General features: G+C 66.1%; 25 protein-coding genes, 1 other RNA gene and 2 pseudogenes. 8 read left to right on the forward strand and 20 right to left on the reverse strand.

Features of this window, described 5'->3' with window-relative positions; all coding sequences use genetic code 11:
* The first annotated feature begins 2 nt into the window (after positions 1-2).
* Positions 3-401: a YccF domain-containing protein gene (locus CSW63_RS09780; RefSeq protein ID WP_062095255.1), complete on the forward strand. Its 399-nt coding sequence runs from the start codon at positions 3-5 to the stop codon at positions 399-401.
* A 14-nt stretch (positions 402-415) separates the two neighbouring features.
* Here the strand turns inward: CSW63_RS09780 and CSW63_RS09785 are convergent, their stop codons facing one another.
* Together CSW63_RS09785 and fumC are read right to left on the reverse strand one after the other, a co-directional pair.
* A complete protein-coding gene (locus CSW63_RS09785) occupies positions 416-850 on the reverse strand; it encodes a GNAT family N-acetyltransferase (RefSeq protein WP_062095257.1) in 435 nt (144 codons plus the stop codon).
* A 6-nt stretch (positions 851-856) separates the two neighbouring features.
* Entirely contained in the window at positions 857-2,248 is a 1,392-nt protein-coding gene (fumC, locus tag CSW63_RS09790; RefSeq protein ID WP_062095259.1) for a class II fumarate hydratase, read from the reverse strand.
* 85 nt (positions 2,249-2,333) lie between these two features.
* Between fumC and CSW63_RS09795 the strand changes: the two genes are divergently transcribed.
* Together CSW63_RS09795 and CSW63_RS09800 are read left to right on the forward strand one after the other, a co-directional pair.
* Positions 2,334-2,873: a DUF1697 domain-containing protein gene (locus CSW63_RS09795; RefSeq protein ID WP_062095284.1), complete on the forward strand. Its 540-nt coding sequence runs from the start codon at positions 2,334-2,336 to the stop codon at positions 2,871-2,873.
* On the forward strand, positions 2,831-3,271 hold the full coding sequence (locus CSW63_RS09800) for a RusA family crossover junction endodeoxyribonuclease (protein WP_062095262.1): 441 nt from the start codon (positions 2,831-2,833) through the stop codon (positions 3,269-3,271). The genes CSW63_RS09795 and CSW63_RS09800 overlap by 43 nt, the downstream gene beginning before the upstream one ends.
* Here CSW63_RS09800 and CSW63_RS09805 read toward each other — a convergent pair.
* The 12 genes from CSW63_RS09805 to miaA all read right to left on the reverse strand — a co-directional run bounded on the left by CSW63_RS09805 (position 3,239) and on the right by miaA (position 13,357).
* A complete protein-coding gene (locus CSW63_RS09805; RefSeq protein ID WP_062095263.1) occupies positions 3,239-3,625 on the reverse strand; it encodes a DUF5367 family protein in 387 nt (128 codons plus the stop codon). The two genes, CSW63_RS09800 and CSW63_RS09805, sit on opposite strands and share 33 nt — an antisense overlap.
* Before the next feature lie 92 nt (positions 3,626-3,717).
* Positions 3,718-5,874 (reverse strand): serine hydrolase, encoded by a 2,157-nt coding sequence (locus CSW63_RS09810; protein WP_062095265.1) that lies wholly within the window; start codon positions 5,872-5,874, stop codon positions 3,718-3,720.
* A gap of 77 nt (positions 5,875-5,951) precedes the next feature.
* Entirely contained in the window at positions 5,952-6,725 is a 774-nt protein-coding gene (locus CSW63_RS09815; protein WP_062095267.1) for a C13 family peptidase, read from the reverse strand.
* Between the two features lie 9 nt (positions 6,726-6,734).
* Positions 6,735-7,208: a PaaI family thioesterase gene (locus CSW63_RS09820; protein ID WP_062095269.1), complete on the reverse strand. Its 474-nt coding sequence runs from the start codon at positions 7,206-7,208 to the stop codon at positions 6,735-6,737.
* Entirely contained in the window at positions 7,205-7,693 is a 489-nt protein-coding gene (locus CSW63_RS09825) for an SspB family protein (protein WP_062095271.1), read from the reverse strand. Before CSW63_RS09825 ends, CSW63_RS09820 begins: the two co-directional genes overlap by 4 nt.
* A 328-nt stretch (positions 7,694-8,021) precedes the next feature.
* Positions 8,022-8,386, reverse strand: a transfer-messenger RNA (tmRNA) gene (ssrA, locus tag CSW63_RS09830).
* Between the two features lie 17 nt (positions 8,387-8,403).
* Positions 8,404-9,222 (reverse strand): hypothetical protein, encoded by an 819-nt coding sequence (locus CSW63_RS09835; protein ID WP_062097872.1) that lies wholly within the window; start codon positions 9,220-9,222, stop codon positions 8,404-8,406.
* A 12-nt stretch (positions 9,223-9,234) separates the two neighbouring features.
* Positions 9,235-9,792 carry an acetolactate synthase small subunit gene (ilvN, locus tag CSW63_RS09840; protein ID WP_062097870.1) on the reverse strand — a complete coding sequence of 186 codons (558 nt, stop codon included), beginning with the start codon at positions 9,790-9,792 and terminating at the stop codon, positions 9,235-9,237.
* A gap of 42 nt (positions 9,793-9,834) precedes the next feature.
* Positions 9,835-11,640, reverse strand: coding sequence for an acetolactate synthase 3 large subunit (locus tag CSW63_RS09845; protein ID WP_062097867.1), 1,806 nt, complete (start codon positions 11,638-11,640; stop codon positions 9,835-9,837).
* A gap of 102 nt (positions 11,641-11,742) precedes the next feature.
* The gene (locus tag CSW63_RS09850; RefSeq protein WP_024265762.1) at positions 11,743-11,790 is read right to left on the reverse strand and encodes a hypothetical protein; all 48 of its coding nucleotides are present in this window, start codon (positions 11,788-11,790) and stop codon (positions 11,743-11,745) included.
* Positions 11,791-11,999: 209 nt separating this feature from the next.
* Positions 12,000-12,470 (reverse strand): CinA family protein, encoded by a 471-nt coding sequence (locus CSW63_RS09855; protein WP_062097865.1) that lies wholly within the window; start codon positions 12,468-12,470, stop codon positions 12,000-12,002.
* Positions 12,467-13,357: a tRNA (adenosine(37)-N6)-dimethylallyltransferase MiaA gene (gene miaA / locus CSW63_RS09860; RefSeq protein ID WP_062097875.1), complete on the reverse strand. Its 891-nt coding sequence runs from the start codon at positions 13,355-13,357 to the stop codon at positions 12,467-12,469. The genes CSW63_RS09855 and miaA overlap by 4 nt, the downstream gene beginning before the upstream one ends.
* Between miaA and serB the strand changes: the two genes are divergently transcribed.
* Positions 13,338-14,216 carry a phosphoserine phosphatase SerB gene (serB, locus tag CSW63_RS09865; RefSeq protein WP_062097876.1) on the forward strand — a complete coding sequence of 293 codons (879 nt, stop codon included), beginning with the start codon at positions 13,338-13,340 and terminating at the stop codon, positions 14,214-14,216. The genes miaA and serB overlap by 20 nt on opposite strands.
* Positions 14,213-14,878: an HAD family phosphatase gene (locus tag CSW63_RS09870; protein ID WP_062097864.1), complete on the forward strand. Its 666-nt coding sequence runs from the start codon at positions 14,213-14,215 to the stop codon at positions 14,876-14,878. The genes serB and CSW63_RS09870 overlap by 4 nt, the downstream gene beginning before the upstream one ends.
* A 4-nt stretch (positions 14,879-14,882) precedes the next feature.
* Here CSW63_RS09870 and CSW63_RS09875 read toward each other — a convergent pair whose 3' ends face one another.
* Together CSW63_RS09875 and CSW63_RS09880 are read right to left on the reverse strand one after the other, a co-directional pair.
* A complete protein-coding gene (locus tag CSW63_RS09875; protein WP_062097862.1) occupies positions 14,883-17,219 on the reverse strand; it encodes a bifunctional diguanylate cyclase/phosphodiesterase in 2,337 nt (778 codons plus the stop codon).
* 7 nt (positions 17,220-17,226) lie between these two features.
* Positions 17,227-17,847 (reverse strand): hypothetical protein, encoded by a 621-nt coding sequence (locus CSW63_RS09880; protein ID WP_062097860.1) that lies wholly within the window; start codon positions 17,845-17,847, stop codon positions 17,227-17,229.
* Between the two features lie 185 nt (positions 17,848-18,032).
* On the opposite strand from CSW63_RS09880, the gene CSW63_RS09885 reads away from it, so the two are divergent.
* From CSW63_RS09885 to CSW63_RS09895, 3 genes and pseudogenes are all read left to right on the forward strand, one after another.
* Positions 18,033-18,899, forward strand: coding sequence for a DUF3034 family protein (locus CSW63_RS09885; protein WP_062097858.1), 867 nt, complete (start codon positions 18,033-18,035; stop codon positions 18,897-18,899).
* Positions 18,900-18,911: 12 nt separating this feature from the next.
* Positions 18,912-19,418, forward strand: coding sequence for a group 1 truncated hemoglobin (locus tag CSW63_RS09890; protein WP_197425283.1), 507 nt, complete (start codon positions 18,912-18,914; stop codon positions 19,416-19,418).
* Between the two features lie 68 nt (positions 19,419-19,486).
* Positions 19,487-20,583: pseudogene (locus tag CSW63_RS09895) on the forward strand (Mrp/NBP35 family ATP-binding protein).
* A gap of 57 nt (positions 20,584-20,640) precedes the next feature.
* Here CSW63_RS09895 and CSW63_RS09900 read toward each other — a convergent pair.
* From CSW63_RS09900 to CSW63_RS09915, 4 genes and pseudogenes are all read right to left on the reverse strand, one after another.
* Positions 20,641-21,939, reverse strand: coding sequence for an outer membrane protein transport protein (locus tag CSW63_RS09900; protein WP_062097854.1), 1,299 nt, complete (start codon positions 21,937-21,939; stop codon positions 20,641-20,643).
* Positions 21,940-22,168: 229 nt separating this feature from the next.
* A complete protein-coding gene (locus CSW63_RS09905; protein ID WP_062097852.1) occupies positions 22,169-23,074 on the reverse strand; it encodes an SDR family NAD(P)-dependent oxidoreductase in 906 nt (301 codons plus the stop codon).
* Between the two features lie 404 nt (positions 23,075-23,478).
* Positions 23,479-23,695 (reverse strand): annotated as a pseudogene (locus CSW63_RS23755) (hypothetical protein).
* A gap of 427 nt (positions 23,696-24,122) precedes the next feature.
* Positions 24,123-25,127 carry an HlyD family secretion protein gene (locus CSW63_RS09915; RefSeq protein WP_062099193.1) on the reverse strand — a complete coding sequence of 335 codons (1,005 nt, stop codon included), beginning with the start codon at positions 25,125-25,127 and terminating at the stop codon, positions 24,123-24,125.
* Between the last annotated feature and the right edge of the window lie 14 nt (positions 25,128-25,141).

Here is a 25,141-nt window from a genome sequence, read left to right on the forward strand (position 1 = left end):
ACATGATCCGCTTCATCCTGAACGTTCTCTGGCTCATCTTCGGCGGTTTGCTGACCGGTCTTGGCTGGCTGCTGGCCGGCGTCATCCTGGCGATCACCATCGTGGGTCTGCCCTATGCCGGCGCGGCCTGGCGGATCGCCGGCTTCGCCTTCTGGCCCTTCGGCAAGGAGATCGTCAGCCGTCAGATCGTCACGGGCCAGAAAGACCTCGGCACGGGACCGATCGGCGCTGTGCTGAACGTGATCTGGTTCCTGCTCGCCGGCTGGTGGTTGGCGCTGAGCCATCTGCTGGTCGCGGTGGCTGAGGCGATCAGCATCATCGGCATCCCCTTCGCCATCAAGGACCTGCAGTTGGCGCGCATCGCCCTGGCGCCGATCGGCGTCGCGGTGGTCAAGCGGTAGGAGCGTAAGGGGCTTCAGCGGCGTAGGGCGTGTGTCCAAGGCCCGCCGGCGTCCGACCGAAACCCCAGGGCTTCCCAGAACGCGCCTGCGGCCTGGGAAGCCCTGGCGTTGACAGTCAGTAGCCTGACGCTGTCGAAGCCTTCGTGGATCAGCGCTGAGGCGAGGGCGGTGGCGACGCCGCGCCGGCGCAGGGCGGGGCGGACATAGAAGCGGCGCAGACGCCGCGCGGGTTCGAGGGCGGCGGGTTCGGGTGTCATGGCGCCGATCCCCGCCAACTCTCCGGCCAGGAAGGCGGCGAGCAAGGCCTTGCCGTCGTCTTCAAAGTGCACGCCAGCCCGCCAGCTTTCCGCCAGCAGCGCCATGTTGCGCACGCCTTCGCCGGAGGCTTCGGCGACCAGGTCGCCAAAGCTTTCCGGCAGCTCGTCGAAAATGCGGACGAGCTGGAGCACCTCAGGTCAGCCCGGCGAGATCATCTTCTCCGGACGGACATACTGGTCGAACTCTTCGTTCGTCAGATAGCCGCCGCCGACGGCCTCCTCGCGCAGGGTGGTGCCGTTCTTGTGCGCGGTCTTGGCGATCTTGGCGCAGGCGTCATAGCCCAGCTTGCCGTTCAGGGCCGTGACCAGCATCAGGCTGTTCTCGACGCCCTTCTTGATATTGTCGACGCGCGGCTCGATGCCGACCACGCAGTTGTCGGTGAAGCTGATCGCGGCGTCGGCCACCAGGCGGACCGACTGCAGGAAGTTGTAGGCCATCACCGGGTTGAAGACGTTCAGCTCGAAGTGGCCCTGGCTGCCGGCGAAGGTCAGGGTCGAGTGGTTGCCGAACACCTGCGCGCAGACCTGGGTCAGGGCTTCGGACTGGGTCGGGTTGACCTTGCCCGGCATGATCGACGAGCCCGGCTCGTTCTCCGGCAGGGCCAGTTCGCCCAGGCCGGCGCGGGGGCCAGAACCCAGGAAGCGGATGTCGTTGGCGATCTTGAACAGCGAGGCGGCGACCGTGTTGATCGCGCCGTGGGTGAAGACCATCGCGTCGTGGGCGGCCAGGGCCTCGAACTTGTTCGGGGCGGTGGTGAAGCCAAGGCCGGTGATGCCGGCGATCTTTTCGGCCACCAGCTCGGCGAAGCCCACCGGGGCGTTCAGGCCGGTGCCGACGGCGGTGCCGCCTTGGGCCAGCTGCATCAGCATCGGCAGGGTGCTCTCGATCCGGGCGATGCCGTTCTCGATCTGCTGGGCGTAGCCGCCGAACTCCTGGCCCAGCGTCAGCGGGGTGGCGTCCTGGGTGTGGGTGCGGCCGATCTTGATGATGTCCTTCCACTCGGCGGCCTTGGCGGCCAGGGCCTTGTGCAGGTGCTTGAGGGCCGGGATCAGGTCATGGACCACCTGCTCGGCGCAGGCGATGTGCATGGCCGTCGGGAAGGTGTCGTTCGACGACTGGCTCATGTTGACGTGGTCGTTCGGGTGGACAGGCTTCTTGCTACCCATCTCGCCGCCCAGCATCTCGATGGCGCGGTTCGAGATGACCTCGTTCGCGTTCATGTTCGACTGGGTGCCCGAGCCGGTCTGCCAGACGACCAGCGGGAAGTGGTCGTTCAGCTTGCCTTCGATCACTTCATTGGCGGCGGCGATGATCGTCTCGGCGATCTTCGGGTCCAGCTTGCCCAGGGCGAGGTTAGCCTCGGCGGCGGCGCGCTTGACGATGCCCAGGGCGCGAACGACGGGCAGCGGCTGCTTTTCCCAGCCGATCTTGAAGTTGCCCAGGCTGCGCTGGGCTTGCGCGCCCCAGTAGCGGTCGGCGGCGACTTCGATCGGGCCAAAGGTGTCGGTCTCGATACGCGTGGCGGTCATGCGGCGTGTCTCCCAAAAACGGTCGAGCGCGGTCTAGACCTTGCGCGGCGGGAGGGCAATGTTCGCAAGCGCGAAGGAGACCCGCATGAGCCCCTATTTGGCGCTGCCCCGTTCAATCAATACCGGCAAGCGCAAGGTGCTTAAAGACGACCTGCTGGGCGTCGCGCGGGATCTAGGCTTCACGAGCGCCAAGACCTATCTGGCGAGCGGCAATCTCGTCCTGTGGGGCGACCACGAGGGCGGGCTGGTACTGGAGAAGGCGCTGGAGGACGCGCTCGAGGCGCGGATGGGTCTTAGGACCGACTTCATGGTGCGATCGCCCGCCGAGCTACGAGCGATCATCCACGGCAATCCGTTCAAGGCCGAGGCTCTTGACCATCCCAGCCACGTGATCGTCAATTTCCTGAAGAGGCCGCTGCCGGCCGAAGACGAGACGATCCTGCGCGAAGCGATCACGGGGCCGGAACGCTTTGTTGTCGGCGCCCGAGAGCTCTATCTGGACTTCCCGATCAGCATGGCCGACTCGGTGTTGGATCGGGACTGGAAGAAGACCAAGCGTTCGCCCGTCGGGACGACGCGGAACTGGAACACTGTGATGGCTCTGGCCGGGATGATGGACGCGTGAGCCAGGCGCTCGATGGCATGGACTGGACCCACCACGGAAAGGTCCGCGCCCGCGAGACGGGCGGCGAGCTGACCCTCGTGGTCGATGGCCTCACCACCCAGGGCAAGTACTACAAGCCGCTGATCTACGAGTTCTTTCGCAAGTCCTGGCGCGGCTCACGGCCGGCCTGGGGTGAGTTCAGCGTCGAGATCGGCATGGAATATGTCGGCGAGCCGCCGTGGATGGATCTCGACAACCTGGCCAAGGCCCTGCTGGACGCGATCAAGGGCTACGCCTTCCACGACGACGCCCAGGTCGCCAGATTGCTGGTCGAGCGACGGCCGGGCGAACGCGAGCGGATCGTGATCCAGGTGCGGAAGCTGACCTCAAGCCTTATGCGGCGCACGCTCGAAGACTGACGCCGCCACGGCCACGTACAGGACGACCAGAAACGCGCCGTAGCGCCCGGCGCTGACCGGATCGGTCGTCGGCATGACCTCGGCGTAGCGCGACACGACCAGCGCGCCGGCGACCAGGCCTGGCGTCGAGAACATCAGCATCGGAAACAAGCGGCGGCGGCGCGGTGTGTGCGTCAGCCGCGCCACCGCCTGAAAGGCGAAGGTCACGACCGCCGCGGCCGCGAACGCGTTCAGTGCATAGAACCAGAAGGCGCTTTCGAGAACGCCCCCACCGAAAGCTGCGTAGAACAGGGTGGCCGCCGACCAGGCCGCTAGTCCTGTCCCCCCAAACGCCAGACCGTCCAGTTTTGACACGTCGCGTCTCCTTATCCCGCTCCCAGAACGCCGATCTGCAAAGTCCGCGCCTGGGAAAGGAAGCTGGGCGCGGCGAGCCGAAGCCGCCGGCGCTAGCTCCAGGGCAGCAGGTAGCCCCAAAGGCCCAGGAGCAGGCTCAGGAAGGCCAGGAGCAGCGCCGTGAACGTGGAGGCGACCTTACGGCCCTCGCTCCAGCTGTCGACGCGACGCCCACCGCGCCAGGCCATGGGGAGGAGGCCCAAGGTCAGGACGCCCAGCGCCGTTGCGACGAGCGCGCAGGCCGAGCCGCTGAGCAGCCAGCCGCTGGGCCAGTCGAAGAAGGTCGTGGTCTGGTCCGCCGCCTTCATCGCGAACATGCCCATGCAGCCTGCGGAGATCAGCCAGAGCACCGACTGCATGACCTGCATCTGACTGGCGCGGGCCTGGGTCGGCGTCTGTCGCGCCTCGCGACGATTGCGGAACAGCGCGCCGAGGATCGTGGCCACACAGGCCAGGGCCGCCAGCGCAATCGTCCAGGACAGCAAGGAGGCGGAGCGCAGGAAACCGACCCGCTCATAGGTCGCGAAACCGCGCGCGGCGTAGAAGCGCGACGGCCGGTCGCCGTTGGTGTCGAACACCAGGGTGAGCGGACCATCCACCGCCTTGAACACGCCAGGCCGTCCGGTTCCGTTGAAGAGGGAGGTGACGCCGCCGTCGGTGACCGACAGACGTCCCTCTGGCGTGGCGCGCACCTGAGCGCGGCCGATGAGCCGGTTGGTGAAGCCTTCCAGCCCGCCATAGGCTCGGCGGGTGGTCAGATAGTCGCCTTCGTAGACCTTGGCCTGGTCATAGGTCAGGGCGCTGTTGGCCGGCACGGCCGAAGCAGGGGCGTAGAAGTGCTCGACGATCGTGGAGGGCAAATTCGCGGGAAGGTTTGCGCCGCTGTCGGTGTTGACCGAGACGAAGATCCCCAGCCCCAGCTCGGGCACGATCACCATGTTCGAATGGAAGTACAGCGTCGCGCCTTGATGTCCGAAGCCGCGACGCCCGCCCGGTAGGGGGACGTCCTGAAAGCCCGCGTTCCAGCCCGCCGCGTCGGGCGCTGGGCGATACATCGGCGTACGGAAGGCTTGAGCGGTCTTGGGGGAGAAGATCGTCCTGCCGTCAAGGGTTCCGCCGTTCAGCAGCAAGGTCATGTAGCGAGCGATGTCGGCGGCGGTGCTGGAGGCCGAGGCGGCGGGCGCAGCCTGACCCATAAACTCGCGCGGTTGGGTCTTCCATCCCATCGCTGTCCACGAGAAGGCGTCTGACAGGTCTGCGGCCAGGGGCTCCGCCATCGGCGCGGGAAGACCATCCCGCCATGGACGCGCTTCACGGAAGGTGGTGCGCGTCATGCCTGCTGGGATAATGATCCGCTCACTGATCAACTGCTCGAAGGGCTTGCCGGTGACATTGGACACCGCCGCGCCGGCGAGGGCGGCCCCATAGTTGGAATAGCTGGGCAACAAGCCAGGTTCGCGGACTCGGCGCGGGCGCTCCTGCCTTAGATAGTCGGTCAAGGGGCGGACACGGTTCGGGTCGCGCTCGAAGAGCTGCCCGAGGGCGCGATCCTCGAACCCGGAGGTGTGCGTCATCAGATCGCGCAGGCGGATCTGGGTCTTCTTGCCCTGGTCTTTCACCTGCAGCGCTTCGGGCAGGTAGAGATTGACCGGACCATCAAGGCGCATGCGACCGGCCTCGATCTCGTTCATCAGGGCGATCCAGGTGAAGGTCTTCGAGATCGAGGCGACCCGGAACAGAGTCTTGTCGGGATCGACCCGCTTGCGTTGGCCAAGATTCGAAAAGCCATAGCCCTTCTTCAGCACCACTTCGCCGTTCTGAACGATCGACAGGGTGACGCCGGCGATATGGTCTCGGGCCATCGCGCGTTGCACAACGCCGTCCACGAACGCTTCCAATTCGGGTCGCGGCAGGGCAGCCACCCCCGGCGCAGGCGGCATGGCCGGCGCTGGCGCCGCCGAAGCGAGCGTCACGGCGGGGATAGGCGTTGGGCGGGGCGCTACCGGGACCGGCGCGACTCGACGCGGTGGGCGTGTCCGGCGCTGTCGCAGACTGGAATACGGACGGACGGTGGATTCCGAGGCCGTGGCGGCGGGTGTCATCGCGGCTGGGGAGGCGTCCTGCGCCCACGCCTCCGATCCGCCAGCGGTGGAGCAAAGTGCGAGCATGGCCGCAATCAAGGCGGCCGCGAGCGAAACGCGCGACGTCAACGATGTCCCCTGGGTGAAGCGGAAACTTCTAGGGTTTGTGTAACGTGCTGACCGCCAGGGTCAAACCCGATCGCGCCTTAGGGTGCGTTCGGCGAGGTTCTGTTGAAGGCGTAGAGCGGCAGCAGCGGCCGGAGCGCGGGGCCGACCCAGATCTGAGGTTCCGAGGCGGGCTCTGCGCCCGTCTCCTTCTCCTTGCGCGACACGCAGGCTTGGACCCCCGCGCCGAGCGCAGCGAAGTCTCGGGCGCCGGGGGCGGCGGACAGGAAGCACTCGTCAAAGAACGGATACTTGTCGCTCTCGCCACACCCGAACGACGCGCGGTCAGGCCGGGCGGCCGTCAGGATTAGCCGGTCCGGCTTCTGCAAGGGCGGGATGAAGACGCCCGAGAAACAGGCCGAAATCACAACGATGCTAGGCCTGGCGGGGCAAGCCTCGTTCAGCATCGCCGCCAGCAGGTGTGGGCGAAGCAGTTCCTTGCCCAGAATCACGCCCTCGGGGCTGCCATGGGTGCTGATGTAGAAGAGGCAGCCGGACTTGGCGGTCTCTGCCCGTGTGCGAAGCGCTTCGTAGATGGTCTGGGCTTTGGCCCGCGCGGGGGCTTCGGCGGGATAGCGCTCGGGGCGGACCGAGAACTGCTGGATCGACGCGCTCTGGAAGCCCATGCCGGCCAGCGTCTTGGTCACGTCGCGGCGGGCGTTGTCGAAAGCTTCGGTCGGGCCGCCCGAGTGAGCATGGAAATCACCAGCGATGACGACGGCGGTCCAGTTGGAGAACGGTCCGCCGGCGAACGTCGCCGAGGCGGGCGAGAAGAGCAAAACCAGAAGTCCAATGACCGCCGCCGCCCTTCGCATCGCCTGCCCCTATTTCTTCTTGAAATTGGCGAAGGGGGTGGGCATCGCCGTGCCGGTGGATTTGGCCAGCAAACGACCCTCGGCGTCGTACAGCTCGCCTTCCATGAAGCAGATGCTTCGCCCCCATTTCACGACCCGGCCGACCCCGCGCAGCGAGCCCGGCATGGCCGGTCGCAGGAAGCTGGTCTTCATTTCCAGCGTAGGGACGACGTGGGTCATGCCGGAAGTGATCATACCGGCCACCGACATGCACTCGTCCAGCATGGCGCAGACATAGCCGCCCTGGACCTGGCCCATCGGATTGCAGAGCAGCTCTGCGCGTGCGGTAAAGCCGACCTCCACCTCGCGTTCGGCCTGACGGACGGCCAGCAACTCGAAGCCCAGCGTCTGGGAGCCGGTCGGTTGCCGCGTCGACGCACGGAAGCGAGCGAGGATCGCCTCGTCCGTCAGGGTTTCCGGCGCGTCCGAGGCGATATCGGTCATTTCTTGCGGAACTGGTCCAGGGAGACGATCTTGGGTCCGTCCTCGCCCGAAGCGGCGCTGGGCGCCTTGTCCTCAGGTTCGGGATCCGGCTCGGGCTCATCCTCGACGATGTCAGGCGCCGAGAACTGCAGCGCGAACTGAACCGACGGGTCGTAGAAGCGGGTCAGGGCCGCATACGGCACCGACAGGCGCTTGGGCTGGCCACCGAACTTCAGGGTCACCGAGAAGAAGGTCTCGCCCGGCGCGAGGTCCCAGTACTGGTGCTGCAGGACGATGGTCATCTCGTCGGGATACTTCGACAGCAGGTCCTGGGGGCCCGATACGCCGGCGGCCTTGGTCTTGAAGGTAATGTAGAGGTGGTGAGGTTCGGGCAGGCCACCCGGCGCAGCGGCCTTTTTCAGGGCCGCCTTGACCACGCCGCGCAGGGCGTCCTGAGCCATGGCCTCGTATTGCATGAGGTCTTCGGGCGGTTCGGTCTGGGACATGCTCGGCGTGAAACTTCGAACTGAAAACGAGATTCCGAACCTAGCGCGTCACGAGCCACGCGCAAAGCGGGCGACACCGGAATCCCTTTCGATCTGAGGCGAAGGGGGAGGGATTCTGTTGGCAGGCGCCCCCGTGCCCTCACGAAGAAGAGGAGGGAGCCTCGGCGATGCGGTGGAAAGTGGAGGGATTCTGTTGGCAGGCTCCCCCATGCCCTCACGAATAAGAGGAGGGAGCCTCGGCGATGCGGTGGAAAGTGGAGGGATTCTGTTGGCAGGCTCCCCCATGCCCTCACGAATAAGAGGAGGGAGCCTCGGCGATGTGGTGGAAAGTGGAGGGATTCTGTTGGCAGGCTCCCTCCGGGCCCCGCCTAGGGATCTGAACCCCTAGGACTTAAGAGGCGAATTCACCTGCACCGCATTACGCGGCGACGGCGAACTCTTCAGCGAAGTTATCGTTCGCATTTAGATAAAGGCCCGAAACGGTGGGCCAAGCCGAGAGAAAGCATACACCTTTACACGTCTGTCGATGCTGATCGGCCCCATGCAATCCCATGATAACTTGGGAGAGATTTGGTGGAGCCGCCGGGAATCGCACCCGGGTCCAGTCCGCTTATTACGTGCGCGTTTATCCCCATAGTTCGGCCGAAGCCGGACAGGTTGAATATAGGGGGCGAAGGGCGCGTAGGGAAGGGTCTCCGCCGCTTTGGCGATCACGGGCGCAGCGGGTGGCTCATCCCGTCAGGGGCAGGCTCGGCGGCGACGGGGGGCGGTTGAGGACGGTCGCTTGCCACGAGCCGTCCGCCTGATTGCAGCAGCATTCCGTAGGCGGCGGCTTGGCGGGTAAAGTCCGAGCGCCTTGGAACTGCGGCGTCGAAGCGGGCGTCGTGACCCAGGGCGGCGCCGACCATCGTCATCAGTTCCGGTGCAATCGACCCGATCTCGGCGTCGTCGCACGCACGCCGCAGGTGGCGGGCCTGACCTGGGACGAGAAGCGTGACATCCCACGAAACGCCGTTCACGCAGACCGCCGAGACCGCGCCGCCGCCATAGTCGACCGTCACCGACTGCGGCTGGCTCCAGGCAGGTGACAGAGCCAGAGCCTTCATCGCGCTCACGGCGGAGGGCGGCAGTTCTGCGTTGATGTCGACCCGACGACCGATTTCCGGCGTGCAGCAACCGAGACCGGCTCGAGCCTGCATGAACGCGCGGCCGTCGCGACGCACCGTAATTCGTATGACGGCTTGCCGTACGTCGCCGGAGGGGCGAGCCCAGGCTTCGACCACCTGTTCGCCGTCGCGGACGATCTGGGATTGAAGCGGTGGAAGCCCCCACAGGCGATAGAGCAGGGGATCCACGCCATTATTGATGGGAATGGGGCGTTCATCGCGCGCCCATCGGCGTCCGCCCAGTGGATCGAGAACGGCCGGTGGGCGCGGGACTTCCGGGGACCACCACGCGGCGGGGTCGGGCGTGGCGTCCTGCTGAGCGATGGCGAGAGCAAGCCCCGCGATCAGTCCGGTCAGGGCCATCGCCTGCCTCCGCTACATGCCTTCGAAGCCCCGCTCGATGGAAAGGACGCCGGTGCGTGAAAGTTCCACCAGGCCCAACGGACGCATCAGATCGAGGAACTTATCGATCTTGGACGGGGCGCCGGAGATCTCGAAGACGAAGCTTTCCAGCGTGGTGTCGACCGGCTTGGCCCGGAAGATCTCGGCGATCCGCAGCGCCTCGACGCGATCGACGCCCGACCCGCGCACCTTAACCAGCGCCAACTCGCGCTCGACGCCGTTGGGGTCGCGGGTGACGTCGTGCACGCGGCGGACGTTCACAACCTTGTTCAGCTGGGCTTCGATCTGATCGAGCACCTGACGCGTGCCGCGGGTCACCACGGTGATCCGGCTGGTGTGGGCCTTGCGGTCGGTCTCGGCGACCGTGAGGCTTTCGATGTTGTAGCCCCGCGCGGCGAACAGGCCGACCACACGGTGCAGAACGCCCGGCTCGTTGTCGACGAGTAGGGCGAAGGTGGCGGACTGTTCGACCTGGTCCTTGGAGCTAAGGTCGTAGGCCGAGGCGGGGGCGGGTTGGACGTTGGCGGTCATGGATCGCTTCTAAGCCAAAGGGTTGCAGAAGGGCGAGGGGTCTTAGACCAACCCCGCGCCGTCCTCGCCGATGACGTTGCCGATATCCTCAACCTCGCCCATGATCATTTCGTTGTGCGCCTTGCCCGACGGGATCATCGGCAGGCAGTTCTCGTGCTTCTCGACACGGCAGTCGAAGATCACCGGCTTGTCGCTGTTGATCATCTCCAGAATCTTGGCGTCCAGTTCCGCCGGGTCGTCGCAGCGGATGCCGACCGCGCCGTAGGCCTCAGCCAGCTTCACAAAGTCGGGCAGGCTGTCCGAATAGGAGTGGCTGTAGCGCTCGCCGTGCAGCAGTTGCTGCCATTGGCGGACCATGCCCATCCATTCGTTGTTCAGAATGAAGATCTTGACCGGCAGATCGAACTGGATCGCGGTCGACAGCTCCTGGATGCACATCTGGATCGACGCTTCGCCGGCGATGTCGACGACCAGGCTGCTGGGGTGGGCCAGCTGCACGCCCAGGGCGGCGGGCAGGCCGTAGCCCATGGTGCCCAGGCCCCCGGAGGTCATCCAGCGGTTCGGCTGCTCGAAGCGGAAGAACTGCGCGGCCCACATCTGGTGCTGACCGACTTCCGTGGTGATGTAGACGTCTTTGTCCTTGGTCAGCTCATACAGGCGCTCGATGGCGTACTGTGGCTTGATGACCGAGTCAGAGCGGCGATAGGCGAGGCACTGGCGCGCGCGCCACTGGTCGATCTGGGCCCACCAGTCGCTCAGGGCGGCCTTGTTGGGCTGCAGGTTCGCGGCTTTCCAGGCGGCGATCAGGTCTTCCAGGACCGAGCCGGCGTCGCCGACGATCGGCAGGTCGACGCGGACGTTCTTGTTTATCGACGACGGGTCGATGTCGATGTGGATCTTCTTGCTGCCCGGCGAGAAGGCGTCGAGGCGGCCCGTGACGCGATCATCGAACCGCGCGCCGACGCAGATCATCACGTCGCAATCGTGCATGGCGTTGTTGGCCTCGAAGGTGCCGTGCATGCCCAGCATGCCCAGCCAGGCCGGATCGGCTGCCGGGAAGGCGCCCAGGCCCATCAGCGTCGAGGTGACCGGTGCGCCGGTGAGGGCGGCGAACTCGCGCAGAGCTGCGCTGGCCTTGGGACCGGCGTTGATGACGCCGCCGCCGGTGTAGAAGATCGGACGGCGGGCCTGGGCGATCATTCTAGCGGCGTCTGCGATCCGCCCCGCGTCGCCTTTGGTGCGCGGCGCATAGGCGTGGCTTGAGGCGACTTCGGTCGGACCGTAGTATTCGCCCTTGGCGAACTGAACGTCCTTGGGGATGTCGATCAGCACCGGGCCGGGGCGGCCGGTGGTGGCGATCTTGAAGGCCTCATGGATGATCTGCGGCAGGTCGCGGACGTCTTTGACCAGGTAGTTGTGCTTGGTGCACGAGCGGGTCATGCCAACCGTATCAGCTTCCTGGAAGGCGTCTGTGCCGATCAGGTGCGTCGGGACCTGACCGGTGATGACGACCATCGGGATCGAGTCCATCAGGGCGTCCATGATGCCGGTGATGGCGTTGGTCGCGCCGGGACCCGAGGTGACCAGGACGACGCCCGGCTTGCCCGAGCTGCGGGCGTAGCCCTCGGCCGCGTGGGCTGCGCCTTGCTCGTGACGGACGAGAATGTGCTGCAGGCGCGGCTCGTGGAACAGCGCGTCATAGATCGGGAGGACCGCGCCGCCGGGATAGCCGAAAAGCACCTCGACGCCCTGGTCCACGAGGCCGCGAACCACAATCTCGGCGCCGGTCATGGCGCGATCGTTGGTTTCGGTCGGAGCTTGGCTCTCGATGGTCTGGTGGGCGGTCATGGGAAGATCCGGTGGAGATAAGAGGCGAAGAGGGGGCTGGAAAAGAAAAAAGGTCCCGAAGGACCTTTGCGCGCGCGACCGAGCTACGACGTGACTTCGAGGTCACCCCGCGAACGGCCGCTCCATAAGTACGATCATGGTTTTGCGCACTAGTCTTGCTCCAAAGCTACGGAATGGGTCATGACATGCGCAAGATGGAGCGTCAAGGCGCTCTTTGCCGCAAGGTTGTGCCTCTCGCGGTGATGTGACCTTGCCGGGATCGGGTTCTCCAAGGGGTAGGTTTCACCCCTCGGGGCGGCTGCTGGGAAACGCAGCGTCGCTGCAGTGATCTCTACGGCGACTTTTTCTCGCCAACGACGTCAGGTCTGCAGCGCTTCGAGGAGGAGTTTGAGCGCCGTATCCCGGAAGGCCTCCATGTTCGCGGCGCGATCGCCGTGGCCCGTCTCGATGACCAAGCTTAGCGAGACAGGGCCGGACACCGCCAAGCAGCAGTGGCCGGCGGCGTCGCCATAGGCGTTCCCCGAAGGGCCTGTGGCGCCCGTCTCGGCTATACCCCAAGTGGCAGCCATGCGCTCGCGTACGGTGCGCGCCATGAACTGGGCGTAGGGCTCGCTGGCCGAGCGCATCTCGCCCATCTCCTCCCTGGTCACGCCCATCAACGCCGCCCTGGCCTTGGGCGTGTAGACGATCGCGCCGCCGCGGTAGTAGGCCGACGCGCCCTCGACGCTCAGCAACGCGGCCGAGATCAGTCCGCCGGTGGAGGACTCGGATACCGCGATGGTCTCGCCCCGCGCCTTCAGCAGCGCGGCAATCTCTTCGATCAGGGTCACGGGCTGATCCTTTCCCAATCCGGCGTCTGGTTACGGAACCACGTCAGTTGCCGCTTGGCGTAGCGGCGGGTTTCCTGGCGTGCGGCGTCCAGGGCTCGGTCCAGCGTGGTTTCACCGCGAAGGTGGGCTGCGAACTCGCGGTAGCCGACGGCCTTCAAGGCGGGGAGGGCGGGGTCCAGGCCTCGGGCCTCCACGGCGCGAACCTCGTCCAGAGCGCCCTGTTCGACCATGACAGCCAATCGCGCGTCACAGCGCGCGTAGACCTCGGCCCGTGGCGGATCCAGGACAAGACCCTTCCAGGTCCCGGGGGCGAGGGCGGGCTTGGTGTCGGTCTGCCAGGCGGTCAGGGACTTGCCAGTGGCGATGGCGACGGCGTGTGCGCGAACCAAGCGCTGGCGGTCGCCCGTCTCGATCCGCACCTCGGCTTCAGGGTCCAGCGACCTGAGGATCTCGCGGAATTCGGACTCCCCCCGCGCCGCGTAGAGCAGGCTAGAGATCTCGCGTTGAGTTTCCGGCACCGGGGGCACGTCAGCGAGGCCGTGGGTCAGGGCGCGGAAATAGAGTCCAGTTCCGCCCACAATGATCGCGGGCTTTCCGCGGGCCTGGATTTCGGAGAGGACTTGAGACGCCGCCTCCAGCCAGCGTCCGACCGACCAGCCGATGGCCGGGTCGACGACCTGAAAAAGGTGATGCGGCGCCCGCGCGGTCTCTTCCGGCGAAGGGCCGGCGGTGAGCACGCGCAGACCCGCGTAAATCTGCATGGAGTCTGCGTTGACGATCTCGCCGCCGATACGCTCGGCCAAATCCAGGGCGTAGGCGGACTTGCCGCTTGCGGTCGGGCCCGCGATCAGCCAGATGCGGGACGCGATGTCCGAGCTCTCCACCATTCCGACCGTCCTCACCGTCGTGGGGGCAAACCCCGACGCTTACGCACAAGCCGTTTCGCGCGTCGAAGCGGCCCTGTCCAGCCGTCGCGAAAGCCTGGGGCCGCTGGCCGCAGACTTCTTTGTCGACGGCGGCGATGTGGAGCCCGTCAAGGCGGCCTTGGAGGACCTGGCTGTGGACTTCGCGATCCAGCCGGTGGTGAACCGCCGCAAGGGCCTGCTGATCGCCGACATGGACTCCACGATCATCAACGTCGAGTGCCTGGACGAACTGGCCGACTTCGCCGGGGTCAAGGCGCAGGTATCGGAGATCACCGAGCGCGCCATGCGCGGCGAACTGGCCTTCGAGGGCGCGTTGCGCGAGCGCGTCGGCATGCTGAAGGGGCTGGGCGTTTCGGCGCTGCAGGCCTGCTACGACGAGCGGGTCAAGCTCAACCCCGGCGCCGAGACGCTGGTGCGGACCATGGCCAAGCACGGCGCGCGCTGCGCGCTGGTGTCGGGTGGCTTCACGTTCTTCACGAGCCGCGTGGCCGAAGTAGCGGGCTTCCACCTGAACCGCGCCAATACCCTGATCGAACTGGACGGCGTACTGACCGGCGCGGTCGGCGATCCGATCCTGGGCAAGGAGGCCAAGCTGGCCGCCTTGCGCGAAGAGACCGCGGCGCTTGGTCTGACGCCCGCTGACGCCCTGGCGGTCGGCGACGGCGCCAACGATCTGGCGATGATCGAGGCGGCGGGCCTGGGCGTGGCCTATCGCGCCAAGCCGATCGTGGCGGCGCAAGCCGACGCCAAGGTCGATCACACTGACCTGACCACCTTGCTCTACTTCCAGGGCTACAACGCCGAGGAGTTCCACGCGTGAGTTTCCCCCGCCGCGTCGAGGCCGTGGTCTTCGACATGGACGGCCTGCTGCTGGACACCGAGATCGTCTATCGCGCAGCCATGATCGAAGCCGGCCAGGTGTTCGGCATCGGCTTCACCGGCGAGATCTACGCGGCGATGGTGGGTAAGACGACGCCCGAATGCGGCGTCATGCTGCGCGAACTTTTCGGCGAGACCTTCCCGGTTCAAAGCTATTTCGAGCGGGTCTGGGCCGATGTCGAGGATCTGCTCGAGGCCGAAACGCGCCTCAAGGCGGGGGTCATCGAAATTCTGGATTTCCTCGACGACCGGGGCCTGCCGCGCGGCATCGCCACATCAAACGGCAAGCCGGCGGTCGAGCGCTATCTGGGTCGCTTTAACTTGTTGCCGCGCTTCAACGCCGTCGTCGCTCACCATGACGTCACCCGGCACAAGCCGCACCCCGATCCTTATCTGGAAGCGGCGCGCCGTATTGGAGTCGATCCGCTCGCTTGTCTGGCGCTGGAAGACTCCCACCCTGGTGTCCGCGCCGCTCACGCGGCGGGAATGATGACGGTGATGGTGCCTGATATCCTCGATCCGAACGAGGAGATGCACGAAAAGTGCGTGCACATCGCCGACAGCTTGCACCACGTGCTGGATCTGCTGAAGGCCTCGGCCTGAACGATCAGGCGATCCGACGGCTCTCGGTATCGACCGGCAGGTCGATCGACCACGCGTCTAGGAACGCGATCAACGGTTCGACGGCCAGCGGCTTGGCGACGTGATAGCCCTGCGCAAGGTCACAGCCCATCAGCTGCAGGGCGGCGATCACCTCGCGAGTTTCGACGCCTTCGGCAGTGACCTTCATGCCGAGGCTGTGGGCCAGGTCGACCGTCGACTTCACGAGCAACGCATCGGTGCCGCCGGACGCTAGGGCCGTCACGAACATCTTGTCGATCTTCAGTTCGTCGGCGCGGATCTGCTTCAGATAGGCCAAGGACGACAGGCCTGAGCCGTAGTCGTCGATCGACACGCGGATATTGGCCTCGGCCAGTCGGGCCAACACCGCCAGGGCGATGTCCGGATTGCCGATAACCGCCGTCTCGGTGATCTCGAAACAGATATTGGCCTTGGCGGCCGAAACTTGCGCGATGGCGTGCTCGGCGAAGGCCTGATCGTCGATCAGCCGGCCCGAGATGTTGACCGACACCATCACCTCGTGGCCCGCCGCGCGCAGACGCGCTTGGTCCTCGATGGCTTGGGCGAGGACGTAGTCGGTTAAGGCCCGAATATGGCCTGTCTCCTCGGCCATGCCCACAAAGAGGTCCGGCCGCAGAAAACCTCGTGTCGGATGGTTCCAGCGAACCAGCGCTTCGACCCCGGTGATCCGACCCGAGCGCAGGTCGAGCTTGGGCTGGTGGTTCAGCAGCAGGCCGCCGTGGCGGACCGCCTCCAGCATCTCGCTCATCAGGGACAGGTTGGAGGCCGGATCGCCATAGGCCTCGGCGTCGAATACCATCAGCTTTTTATGGCTAGCGCGGGCCTGGTCCAGTCCGATCAGGGCGTGCTCGATCAGCCTCGCAGCGTCGCTGTCGCCGGCCCTGGCCGCCGCCATGCCGAAGGTGATGTGAACATCGACCGGCTCGCCGCCGATCTGCACCGGGGCTTCGAGGCTGGGAAGCAGACCTTCGGCTCGGGCCAGGACCTCATCGATGTGGGTGGCGGTCGAGATGACGCACAGGACCGAGGTGGTCAGTCGCCCCACGACCAAGCCGGGCGTGGTCTCGCCAACGCGTCGACCTAGCTTTGCGACGAGCTCCGTCGCCAGTTCGTAGCCAATCGCCGCGCGAACTTGGGTGAAGCGGTCGAAGCCGATCGTTCCGATGACCAGTTGTTCGCCCTCCGCCAAGCTGAGCAGGCGGGTCTGGATAGACCGTTCCAGCGCGCGGCGGTTTGGCAAGCCCGTCTCAGCGTCGTGCAGCGCTTGATGGACCATCTCCGCCTCACGCTCGCGGATCTCTCCGGCCATCAGGTTGAAGCTTTCGGCGAGTCGGCCGATCTCGTCGCGTGTGGTGACCTCGACGACGACATTCTCGCCGCGCTGCAAGCGGCGAGCCGCTTCATCCAACGCGGTGATCGGCTTGGCGAGGCCTCGCGACAGCGCCCAACTTGCGGCGGCGACGAGGGCCGCGCCGATCAGCCCGACCACGATGACCGCCGCCATCAGCGGGCGGTAAGGCGCCATGGCGAGCGCCATAGGATAGCGCAGCACCAAGGCCGCGCCGCGTGTTGGGTCGAGGGTGCGGATAGGCTGCACCAGCACCAGACTGTCGCCATCGCTACGAAGCCTGGAGGGGGCCAGGGACTTCTCTCGCATTGCTTTTGCGACATACGCCGCTAGCGCTTTTGCAGCGGGCGCTTGATCGGCGGAGACCCAGGCGTCGCCGCGCTGGGTAAAGACTTGGGCGTCCAGCCTGATCGCCGAGAGCTTCTCCAGCGCCTGCATCTCACGCTCGTCAAGCTTGGCGGCGAAGACGACCCAGCCTGTTAGGGTCGGCGACAGGATTGGCGCGGAGATCAATTGATAGGGCTGGCCATCGACGGCGAACACCCCCAGCGCGCCGTCCTCGGCGTCCAACGCGGTCCACAAGGTTTCGAGATCCAGACGGCGCGGATCAATGCCGACGACATCGCCATCAACGCCGACGGTGAAGGCGAGGTCCAGGCCCAGGCGCTGGCGCAGATTGGTGACGGCCGACTCCACGGTCGCCCGATCATGGGTGGCGACTGCGGCGCGGAAACCAAAGTCACGGGAGAGCAGCTCGGCGCCGTCCTGCAGGCGTTGCGTGCGAAGCGCCCATACCCGGTCGAACACCGTTCCGGTCGCGGCGAGCTCCTGGCGTACAGCGCGCTGGGCGTTGTTGGCGATCGCCACATAGACCGTCACGGCCACGACGCTCAGCGCCAGGGCGAAGAGCCCGGCGTAGAGGACGGTCAGCTTGGTCTGGAGGCGCTGGAACATCGCCGACCTAGTGACGGCCAGAGGGTTGGCGCAGTTCGACCGTAACGGCTTCGCGCACGGCCCCGGCGCCGACATTGGCAGTCGCCAGGGCTTTCTCATTCTTCATGGCGCGCAAATAAGGGTGCCAGACCTTGGCGGTCACCGCGCCAGCTGGAACATCGCGGACCGTGACGACGCCATTCGCATCGGTCTTGCCGGCGTAGGCGGTGTCCACCACGCGAATGAAGCTGACCATCTGGTCGTGGATATTGCAGCCAATGGCCACGACGCCCGGCGCGTTCATCCTCGCCGTGCGGTTCTCCTCGTGACCGTAGAGCTTGATCTCGAACTTGTTGCCTGAGGAGAACGAGTAGACGTGATGCCGAACCTTATCGAGGTTCGGGAACTGCACGTCGGCGCCGACTGGGACCACCAGCATGAACGGGTTGAACTGAATGTTCTGCTGCGAGATCCGGTATGCCCATGGGAACTTGATAGGGCCCTTCGTGGGCTGTCCGTTTGGATAGACCATGACCACTGCGTCCGGAACGGGCTTTCCATCGACGCTACGCACCGAGATGGTCAGATCGCCAGCGTGGGCATATCCGCCAATGGACAGAGCAATAAGTGATGTCGCCAGACGCTTCATACGTCTAGCTCTACCTAAGCGCCGGTGAAATCGCCGTTAATGCAGATTTTCCGACCAGCTGGAACTGGATTGGAAAGTTCATGGCGGTCGCCTAGTCGGAAACCTTCTGTAAAAGCTTTGGATAACAAGGTGTGAACGTCCGGTGCGGGACGTCGGACTCGCGATCAGCTCTCTTGGAGGGGCCTATGAAGCCAGTTTCAGTGGCGACCATCTTCTTGTTCGCAGCTCTGGCGGGCGCCGCGTCGGCTGGGGAGATCGAGACCGGCGGGAAGCTTCTGCTGACGCACGGCGTCAGCGCGCTGGAGGGCGGCGCAGGCGGGGGTCTGGCGACCTGGGCGGTGATCGCCGGTGGAGCGACCAATCGCGGTGTCGGCGGCGAGGTCCACTACACGCACGTCGGCGTTGATGACTACAAGCTGGGCGCCTTCGGCGCGGCGGTGGGCTATCGCGATCGCGTCGAGCTGTCGGCGACCCAGCAGGTGTTCGACACCGGCGCGACCGGCGCCAAGCTTGGTCTTGGGCGCGGCTTCAAGTTCAAGCAGACCGTTCTGGGCGCCAAGGTGCGGGTGATCGGTGACGCGGTCTATGACCAAGACCGCTGGCTGCCACAGATCGCGGTCGGCGCGCAGTACAAGGATAACAATCAGGACGCCCTCGTCCGGGCGCTCGGCGCCAAGAAGGATAGCGGCGTCGACTACTATGTCGCCGCCACCAAGATCCTGCTCGACAAGTCTCTGGTGCTGAGCGGCGCGGTGCGGCTGACCAAGGCCAACCAGACGGGGCTGCTCGGGTTCGGCGGGACCGATGGCTACAAGCCTCAGTTTGAAGGCTCGGCGGGCTATATGCTGAGCAAGCGGCTGGTGGTGGGCGCCGAGTATCGGACCAAGCCCAGCAATCTGGCGTTCGCCAAGGAGGATGACTGGATGGACCTCTTTGCGGCCTATGCCATCAACAAGAACCTGTCGGTGACCGCCGCCTATGTGGACCTCGGCGACATCGCCACCTTCAAGAACCAGCGCGGCGTCTATCTGTCGCTGCAGGCCGGCTTCTAAGCGGAAATGACCATGAAGACCTTCAGAGCCCTCATTCTGGCCGGGGGCGCCTCCATGTTGTTCGCCGGGGCCGCCTTCGCCCAGGACACGACGCCGCCCGGTGAAAAGCCGGTTGATCCCTACACGCAGTCGCCCGCCAACGCCGGCGCAGCACCCCTGTCTGATCCGGCGACCTTCCAGGCCTTCCATGGCAAGGAGGGCCTGGCGCGGATCGCCTCCGACCTGGTCGATCGCAGCATCGCCGACCCGAGGATCAAGGAGATCTTCGCCACCACCGACGTCCCGCGCCTGAAGCGGACCCTGACCGAGCAGTTCTGTTATGTGCTGGGCGGCGGCTGCGTCTATACCGGCCGCGACATGGCGTCGGTTCACAAGGACATGGGCGTCACCAACAAGGACTTCAACGCCCTGGTCGAGAACCTGCAGTGGGCGATGGACAAGGAAGGCGTGCCCTTCGCCGTCCAGAACAAGCTGCTGGCCAGGCTGGCGCCGATGCAGCGCAAGGTCGTTGAGCGTTAGGGCCGCTACGCACTTGAAATGACTGCTGGTCACGCGGATATGAGGCCCCCGACCAGGAGGCTCCGCCCGTGACCGCAACCCTCGAAGACGCCCGCGTGGCGCTGGACCGCATCGCCGACCCGGCCAGCGGGCAGGGGTTGGTGACGGCGGGTCTGGTCCAGGGCCTGGTCGTCCGTAACGGTCGCGCCGGATTCATGCTGGAGGTCCCCGCCAGCGTCGTGGCGTCCTACGCGCCGGTCCGCGAGGCCGCTGAGAAGGCCCTGGCTGGCCTGCCGGGAATCGAGCAGGCGCAGGTGGTGCTGACCGCCCAGGCCGCCGAGGGCGCGACCCGCGTTCGCAAGGGCGCCAAGATCACTGAGGACCCGCAGGCTCGCATGGCCCCGCCGCCGGAGGCGGAGAAGCCCAAGCACGTGCGCCATGTCATCGCCGTGGCGTCGGGAAAGGGGGGGTCGGCAAGTCGACTGTGTCGACCAATCTCGCCGTGGCCTTCGCCAGGATGGGCCTTCGGGTGGGCCTGCTGGACGCCGACATCTATGGCCCTTCGGCCCCCAAGATGATGGGCGTGGACGGCGATCCGCTGTTCGAGAACGATAAGCTCCAGCCGCTGGAGGCCCACGGCGTCAAGCTGATGTCGATCGGCTTCATCGTCGACGAGGGCAAGGCGATGATCTGGCGCGGGCCGATGGCCTCGTCGGCCGTTCGCCAGATGATCCACGACGTGGCCTGGGGTTCGGAGGCGCAGCCGCTGGACGTGCTGGTCGTCGACCTGCCGCCCGGCACCGGCGACGTGCAGTTGACCCTGGTGCAGAAGCTCCGCATCGACGGCGCGGTGCTGGTGACCACGCCGCAAGAGATCGCCTTGATCGACGCGCGCCGGGCGGCCTCGATGTTCGAAAAGACCGCGACCCCGATCCTCGGACTGATCGAGAACATGGCCTTCTTCGCCGATCCCTCGACGGGCGCGCCAATCCCGATCTTTGGCGAGGGCGGCGGGGTCGCCGAAGCCGCGCGTCTGAACGTTCCGCTGCTGGGCCGCGTGCCGATCGAGATCGCTGTCCGACTGGGTGGCGACCAGGGCGTGCCGGCGGTGATCGGCGAGCCCAAGGGGCAGGCCGCCCAGGTGTTCGTCGCCGCCGCACAGGTGCTCTGGGAAGCGATCGACTAAAGGAAAAGCCCGCCTGGATCGCTCCAGGCGGGCTTGTCGTTCCAGGGGCGCTTGGCCTTAGAAGCTGAAGCGCGCGCCGGCGGCCAGCACCACGGCCGAACCTTCGACATCGCCGCGCAGGCGGACGGTCGAGCTGGTTGCGGTGACGTCGGTGCGGTTGATCTGGCTCTTGTCGAACGCGATGTAGCTGAGCGCGGCGTCGAGCTTCAGGTTCTCGGTCGCGGCCCAGGTGGCGCCGGTGGCGTACATCATGCGGTCGCCGTCCGGCACGCGGGCGGTGCGGCCGATGTCCGGCGTCGGGGTCGGGTCGTACTGGACGCCGGCCCGCAGGGTCAGGCGCGGCGAGGCCTGATAGTCGACGCCAGCGGCGTAGGTCGTGACGTCCTTGTAGTTCTGGACGCTGGTCGAGCCGCCGCCCGGGAAGCTCACGCGGATGGCGTCGAACTCGCTCCAGCCCACGCGGCTGACCGAGCCGTTCAGGGTCCACTGGTCGTTCACCGCCCAGCGAGCGCCGAGGTTGGCGATCCAGGGCAGGGTGATCTTGGCCTGGCCGTCGACGGTGAAGTTGTTGGCGGCGGGGATCGGGGCCAGCAGGCCCGAGACCTTCACCGTGCCGTCCAGCTTGTGGTCGATCTTGCTGCGGTAGCTGGCGCCAATCGTCAGGCTCTTGGACGGGTGGAGCTGAGCGCCGACCGTGTAGCCGTAGGCCCAGCCGTCACCCTTCAGCGACTGCGCGCCATCGAGTTGCAGCGGCGAGATGTTGGGCAGGGCGTTGGTCAGTTCCGCGTCGGCGTACATCGCCGTGACGCCGACGCCGAGGTCCAGCATGTCGTTGACGCGATAGGCGACCACGCCTTCGACGTTCACGGTGCGCAGCTGGGACTTCAGCGCGTCGTAGCGGGTCCAGCTGTCGGCGTTGTACTCGGTGGTGAAGTTGTAGGGCGCGGCGACCGACAGGCCCAGCGACAGCTTGTCGTTGACCTTCCAGGCGCCGCCGAGGTTGGGGACGATCCCGTCATTGATCGGATCGAAGGCGGTGTTGGCGCCGCCGACCGGCGTGGTCAGACCCGTAGGCGGAACCGGACGGGTGATGGTCGAGCCGGTGTTGGTGACCTTGGAGTCGACCTGGATCGCGTTCAGGCCGAAATAGGCTTCGCTGCGGGCGATGCCGGCGATCGAGGCCGGGTTCCACCAGAGGCTGCCCACGCCCTTGTCGGCGACTTCGCCCGAATAGGCGCGGCCCGTGCCGCGAACCGATTGTTCCTGCAGGTAGAAGGCCGAAGCAGAGGCCTGGGAGGCGGCGACGAGCGCCACGAAAGCCACGCCGACGGCGAGGCGGGTACGCTTGAGAGACATTTTGACTTGCGACCTTCTTGGGGAGGAGGAGGTCCGCCGGACGCCGGCTGGCGCTCGAGGAGCGCGGCCTGTAACGCATCTAGTCAAATACCGTTGCTATTATTGATGCATGTTGTGAATTTTGTCAGCCGCGTAAAAGAAACGGGGGCGCGAGGCCCCCGTATCAATCGCTGTTATGTCAAATATGGATCGAACACTGGTTTTCGATCTGTGTTTTATTTGTGGCGTCTTAGCCGCCCGCCATCTTGCGGAAGAACTTCTGGCCCTGCTCGCCGCCATTGAAATAGGCCTTCTGGCCATCCTCGGCGGTGATCTTGTCCCAGCTGTCGCGGACTTCCTCGGCCGACAGGCCGCCTTCGCCCAGATACACGCCTTCGGTCTCGTAGATCCGCGACAGGGCGAAAGCGCCCGCGCCGGCGGTCAGGATGGCGCCGGTCGGGGCCTCGTCCGAGCAGAGATAGACGACGCCCGGCGTCACATATTCCGGGGCCAGCTTGGCCAGCACTTCGGGCGGCATCAGGCCTTCGGTCATGCGGGTGGCCGCGACCGGGCTGATGGCGTTGATCTTCACGTCGTTCTTGGCGCCCTCGAGCTTGAGGGTGTTCATCAGGCCCAGCACAGCCATCTTGGCCGCGCCGTAGTTGCTCTGGCCGAAGTTGCCGTACATCCCCGACGACGAGGTCGTCACGACGATGCGGCCATAGTTCTGGGCCTTCATGATGTCCCAGACCGCCTTGATCGGCTTGAAGGTGCCGAAGACGTGGACCTGCATGACCGCCTCGAAGTCGGCCAGTTCCATCTTGGTCAGGGTGCGGTCGCGCAGGATGCCGGCGTTGGCGATCAGGATGTCGATGCGGCCCCAGGCGTCCATGGCCTGCTTGACCATGTGGGCCACGCCGGCGTCGTCAGTGACCGACGAGCCGTTGGCGATGGCTTCGCCGCCGAAGGCCTTGATCTCCTCGACGACCTTTTGGGCCGCTTCGGAGCCGCCGCCCGAGCCGTCGACGCTGCCGCCCAGGTCGTTGACCACGACCTTGGCGCCGCGCCGCGCCAGTTCCAGGGCGTGCTGTCGGCCAAGCCCGCCGCCGGCGCCCGTCACGATCGCCACCTTGCCGTCGAAGCGGATGTCCGCCATGCCGAAGTCTCCCTCAAACGTGTGTTTGGTTTGGCGCGTTTGTGCGGCGCGGGAGAGGGGAGGTCAAGGGGAGTGGCTGTGTCATGATCCTCGCCGCTGCGTTGTTTCTTCTGCCCCCTTTGGGGGCGGACGACCGCGAAGCGGTCAGGTGGGGGCCTGCGGCGTCGGCGGGCCCTTTCCTGACTTGCCCCCTCCGCGCCTTCGGCGCTCCTCCCCCGGAGGGGGAAGAAGGTTGGCGCACAGCTTCGCGGCCTCACGCGGTTTCCCACTGAAGGTCTGGAAAGGGCTGCGGAGCGCCGGACATCCGTCCGGAGTGTGAGTTTGTAGATACCGTTTCGACGAAGCCCGACGCTCCGCGCAGCCGTTATCCGCCAGCGTCCCGGGAAGGTGGCCCTGTTCGGGCCTTACCGGGACCCGGGCGCTTCCGTTTCCGGCAGCGCCCGGCGATCGAAGAGGGACGAACCCTTTCCCTCGACCACGCCGACGGCGGGCGGGCCTGACCAGCATCAGGTCCCCGGACCGTTCGAGTATCCCCCTCGAACCTGTCCCCGCTCGACCGCCCCCCGCCGCCGCAAATGGTCGCTGGCCATGCGCCCTTTCCTCGCGACGAGGTGGAAGCATTGTGAGGGTGGTTTTGCGGAGGATGCGTCGATTTTGGATGGCCCCGTCGCTCGGTGGGATAAGGCGTTGATTGTGTTGGGGGCGGGTGGCCCGGACTCCCATGAGGAAAGGGGGCTCGCAAGCTGACGCCTGCGGCTTCTGGAAGGGGTGGAAGTCGGACAGGCCGCAGCCCCCCACCGGACCATGCTTTGCATGGTCGTCCGCCCCCATAGGGGGCAGAAGGTGCGCTCCCTTCTTCCCCCTATGGGGGAGGAGCGCCGAAGGCGCGGAGGGGGCGAGTATGGGTCGTGAACTGCCTCGAGCACGCCTCCGGAAAACCGACCTTCCCGGCGAACGCCGGGATCCAGATCAAGTCCGGCAGGGGAAACAAAAACGCCGCGCGGTGTCCCGCGCGGCGTTCTAAGCAGGCGTGGGCTGAGGGCGAGCCTTAGGCCTTCTTCTTGGCTCCGCCGGCCACCGGCGGGGTCGGCTTATCCCGCTTCACGCCGGCCTTCTGGCCGGGCTTCATGAACTTGACCAGCACGCGCTGGCCGACCAGCAGCGGGGCGCCGTCGGCGCTGACCACTACTTCGACGACGCGCTCGTCGCTGCGCTGGCTGGGATCGTCCGAGGCCAGCTTGCGGGCGCCGAAGACGGCGGCGCGGCGCAGGACCTTGCCGACATAGGTCTTGTCCGGATCGCCCTCGGGCTGGATCTCAACTTCCTGACCGATGGAGACATTCGGGATGTCGGCCTCGACGATTTCGGCGCGGGCGATGCGCTGGGTGTTGGGCTCGAGGTCGAACATGGCGGTGACGTTCAAGGTCGAGGCGCCCGAGCCCGGATTAGCCTGGCGGCGAGCGATGCGGCCGTCGGCCGGCGCGCGGATCACCGTCAGTTCCTGAGTATACTGAGCCTGGGCCAGTTGGGCCGAGGCGACGCTGATCTGCGCCTGCTGGGCGCCGATATTGGCCTGGGCCTGGGCGATCTGGTCGCGGGCGGCGTCCAGCTTCTGGGCCGCCACATAGTTCGAGGCGGCAAGGCCCTGCAGGCGGTTGAACTCCCGCTGGGCGGTGCGCAGTTGCACCTGATAGAGCGCAAGCTGCGCCTTGGCGGAGGACAGGTTCGCCGCTGCAGTCTGGGCGGCCAGGCGGGCGTCATCGTCTTCCTGCTTGGCCAGCGGCTGGCCGGCCTTGACGATGTCGCCCTCCTGGACGAACACCTCGCGGATGATGCCCTGGCGGCGCGCGGCCACCTGGATCACGCCGCCCTCGACGTCAGCCTTGCCCTGGGCGATGGCCGCGTAGGGGGAGGGCTCTTCTTGGGCAGCGGCGGCCTCGAGCTTCTTCTTTTTCTCGGCCTGTTGGCCCTTGGCGTAGAAGAAGCCGCCGCCGAGCAGAAGCACGACGACCAGGACGATGTAGAAGGCGGGTCGGCGCAGGAAGCCGGGCATGTGGAATTCCCCCA

It is taken from the genome of Caulobacter sp. FWC26, from assembly GCF_002742645.2.
Classification (GTDB): Bacteria; Pseudomonadota; Alphaproteobacteria; order Caulobacterales; family Caulobacteraceae; genus Caulobacter.

What these genes read in the sequence shown, in the direction of transcription:
- CSW63_RS09780 (WP_062095255.1), top strand. Translation starts at nt 3, where the DNA reads ATGATCCGCTTCATCCTGAACGTTCTCTGGCTCATCTTCGGCGGTTTG.
- fumC (WP_062095259.1), bottom strand. Translation starts at nt 2,248, where the DNA reads ATGACCGCCACGCGTATCGAGACCGACACCTTTGGCCCGATCGAAGTC.
- CSW63_RS09795 (WP_062095284.1), top strand. Translation starts at nt 2,334, where the DNA reads ATGAGCCCCTATTTGGCGCTGCCCCGTTCAATCAATACCGGCAAGCGC.
- CSW63_RS09815 (WP_062095267.1), bottom strand. Translation starts at nt 6,725, where the DNA reads ATGCGAAGGGCGGCGGCGGTCATTGGACTTCTGGTTTTGCTCTTCTCG.
- CSW63_RS09820 (WP_062095269.1), bottom strand. Translation starts at nt 7,208, where the DNA reads ATGACCGATATCGCCTCGGACGCGCCGGAAACCCTGACGGACGAGGCG.
- CSW63_RS09825 (WP_062095271.1), bottom strand. Translation starts at nt 7,693, where the DNA reads ATGTCCCAGACCGAACCGCCCGAAGACCTCATGCAATACGAGGCCATG.
- CSW63_RS09835 (WP_062097872.1), bottom strand. Translation starts at nt 9,222, where the DNA reads ATGGCCCTGACCGGACTGATCGCGGGGCTTGCTCTCGCCATCGCTCAG.
- ilvN (WP_062097870.1), bottom strand. Translation starts at nt 9,792, where the DNA reads ATGACCGCCAACGTCCAACCCGCCCCCGCCTCGGCCTACGACCTTAGC.
- CSW63_RS09845 (WP_062097867.1), bottom strand. Translation starts at nt 11,640, where the DNA reads ATGACCGCCCACCAGACCATCGAGAGCCAAGCTCCGACCGAAACCAAC.
- serB (WP_062097876.1), top strand. Translation starts at nt 13,338, where the DNA reads ATGTCCGAGCTCTCCACCATTCCGACCGTCCTCACCGTCGTGGGGGCA.
- miaA (WP_062097875.1), bottom strand. Translation starts at nt 13,357, where the DNA reads ATGGTGGAGAGCTCGGACATCGCGTCCCGCATCTGGCTGATCGCGGGC.
- CSW63_RS09875 (WP_062097862.1), bottom strand. Translation starts at nt 17,219, where the DNA reads ATGTTCCAGCGCCTCCAGACCAAGCTGACCGTCCTCTACGCCGGGCTC.
- CSW63_RS09880 (WP_062097860.1), bottom strand. Translation starts at nt 17,847, where the DNA reads ATGAAGCGTCTGGCGACATCACTTATTGCTCTGTCCATTGGCGGATAT.
- CSW63_RS09885 (WP_062097858.1), top strand. Translation starts at nt 18,033, where the DNA reads ATGAAGCCAGTTTCAGTGGCGACCATCTTCTTGTTCGCAGCTCTGGCG.
- CSW63_RS09890 (WP_197425283.1), top strand. Translation starts at nt 18,912, where the DNA reads ATGAAGACCTTCAGAGCCCTCATTCTGGCCGGGGGCGCCTCCATGTTG.
- CSW63_RS09900 (WP_062097854.1), bottom strand. Translation starts at nt 21,939, where the DNA reads ATGTCTCTCAAGCGTACCCGCCTCGCCGTCGGCGTGGCTTTCGTGGCG.
- CSW63_RS09905 (WP_062097852.1), bottom strand. Translation starts at nt 23,074, where the DNA reads ATGGCGGACATCCGCTTCGACGGCAAGGTGGCGATCGTGACGGGCGCC.
- CSW63_RS09915 (WP_062099193.1), bottom strand. Translation starts at nt 25,127, where the DNA reads ATGCCCGGCTTCCTGCGCCGACCCGCCTTCTACATCGTCCTGGTCGTC.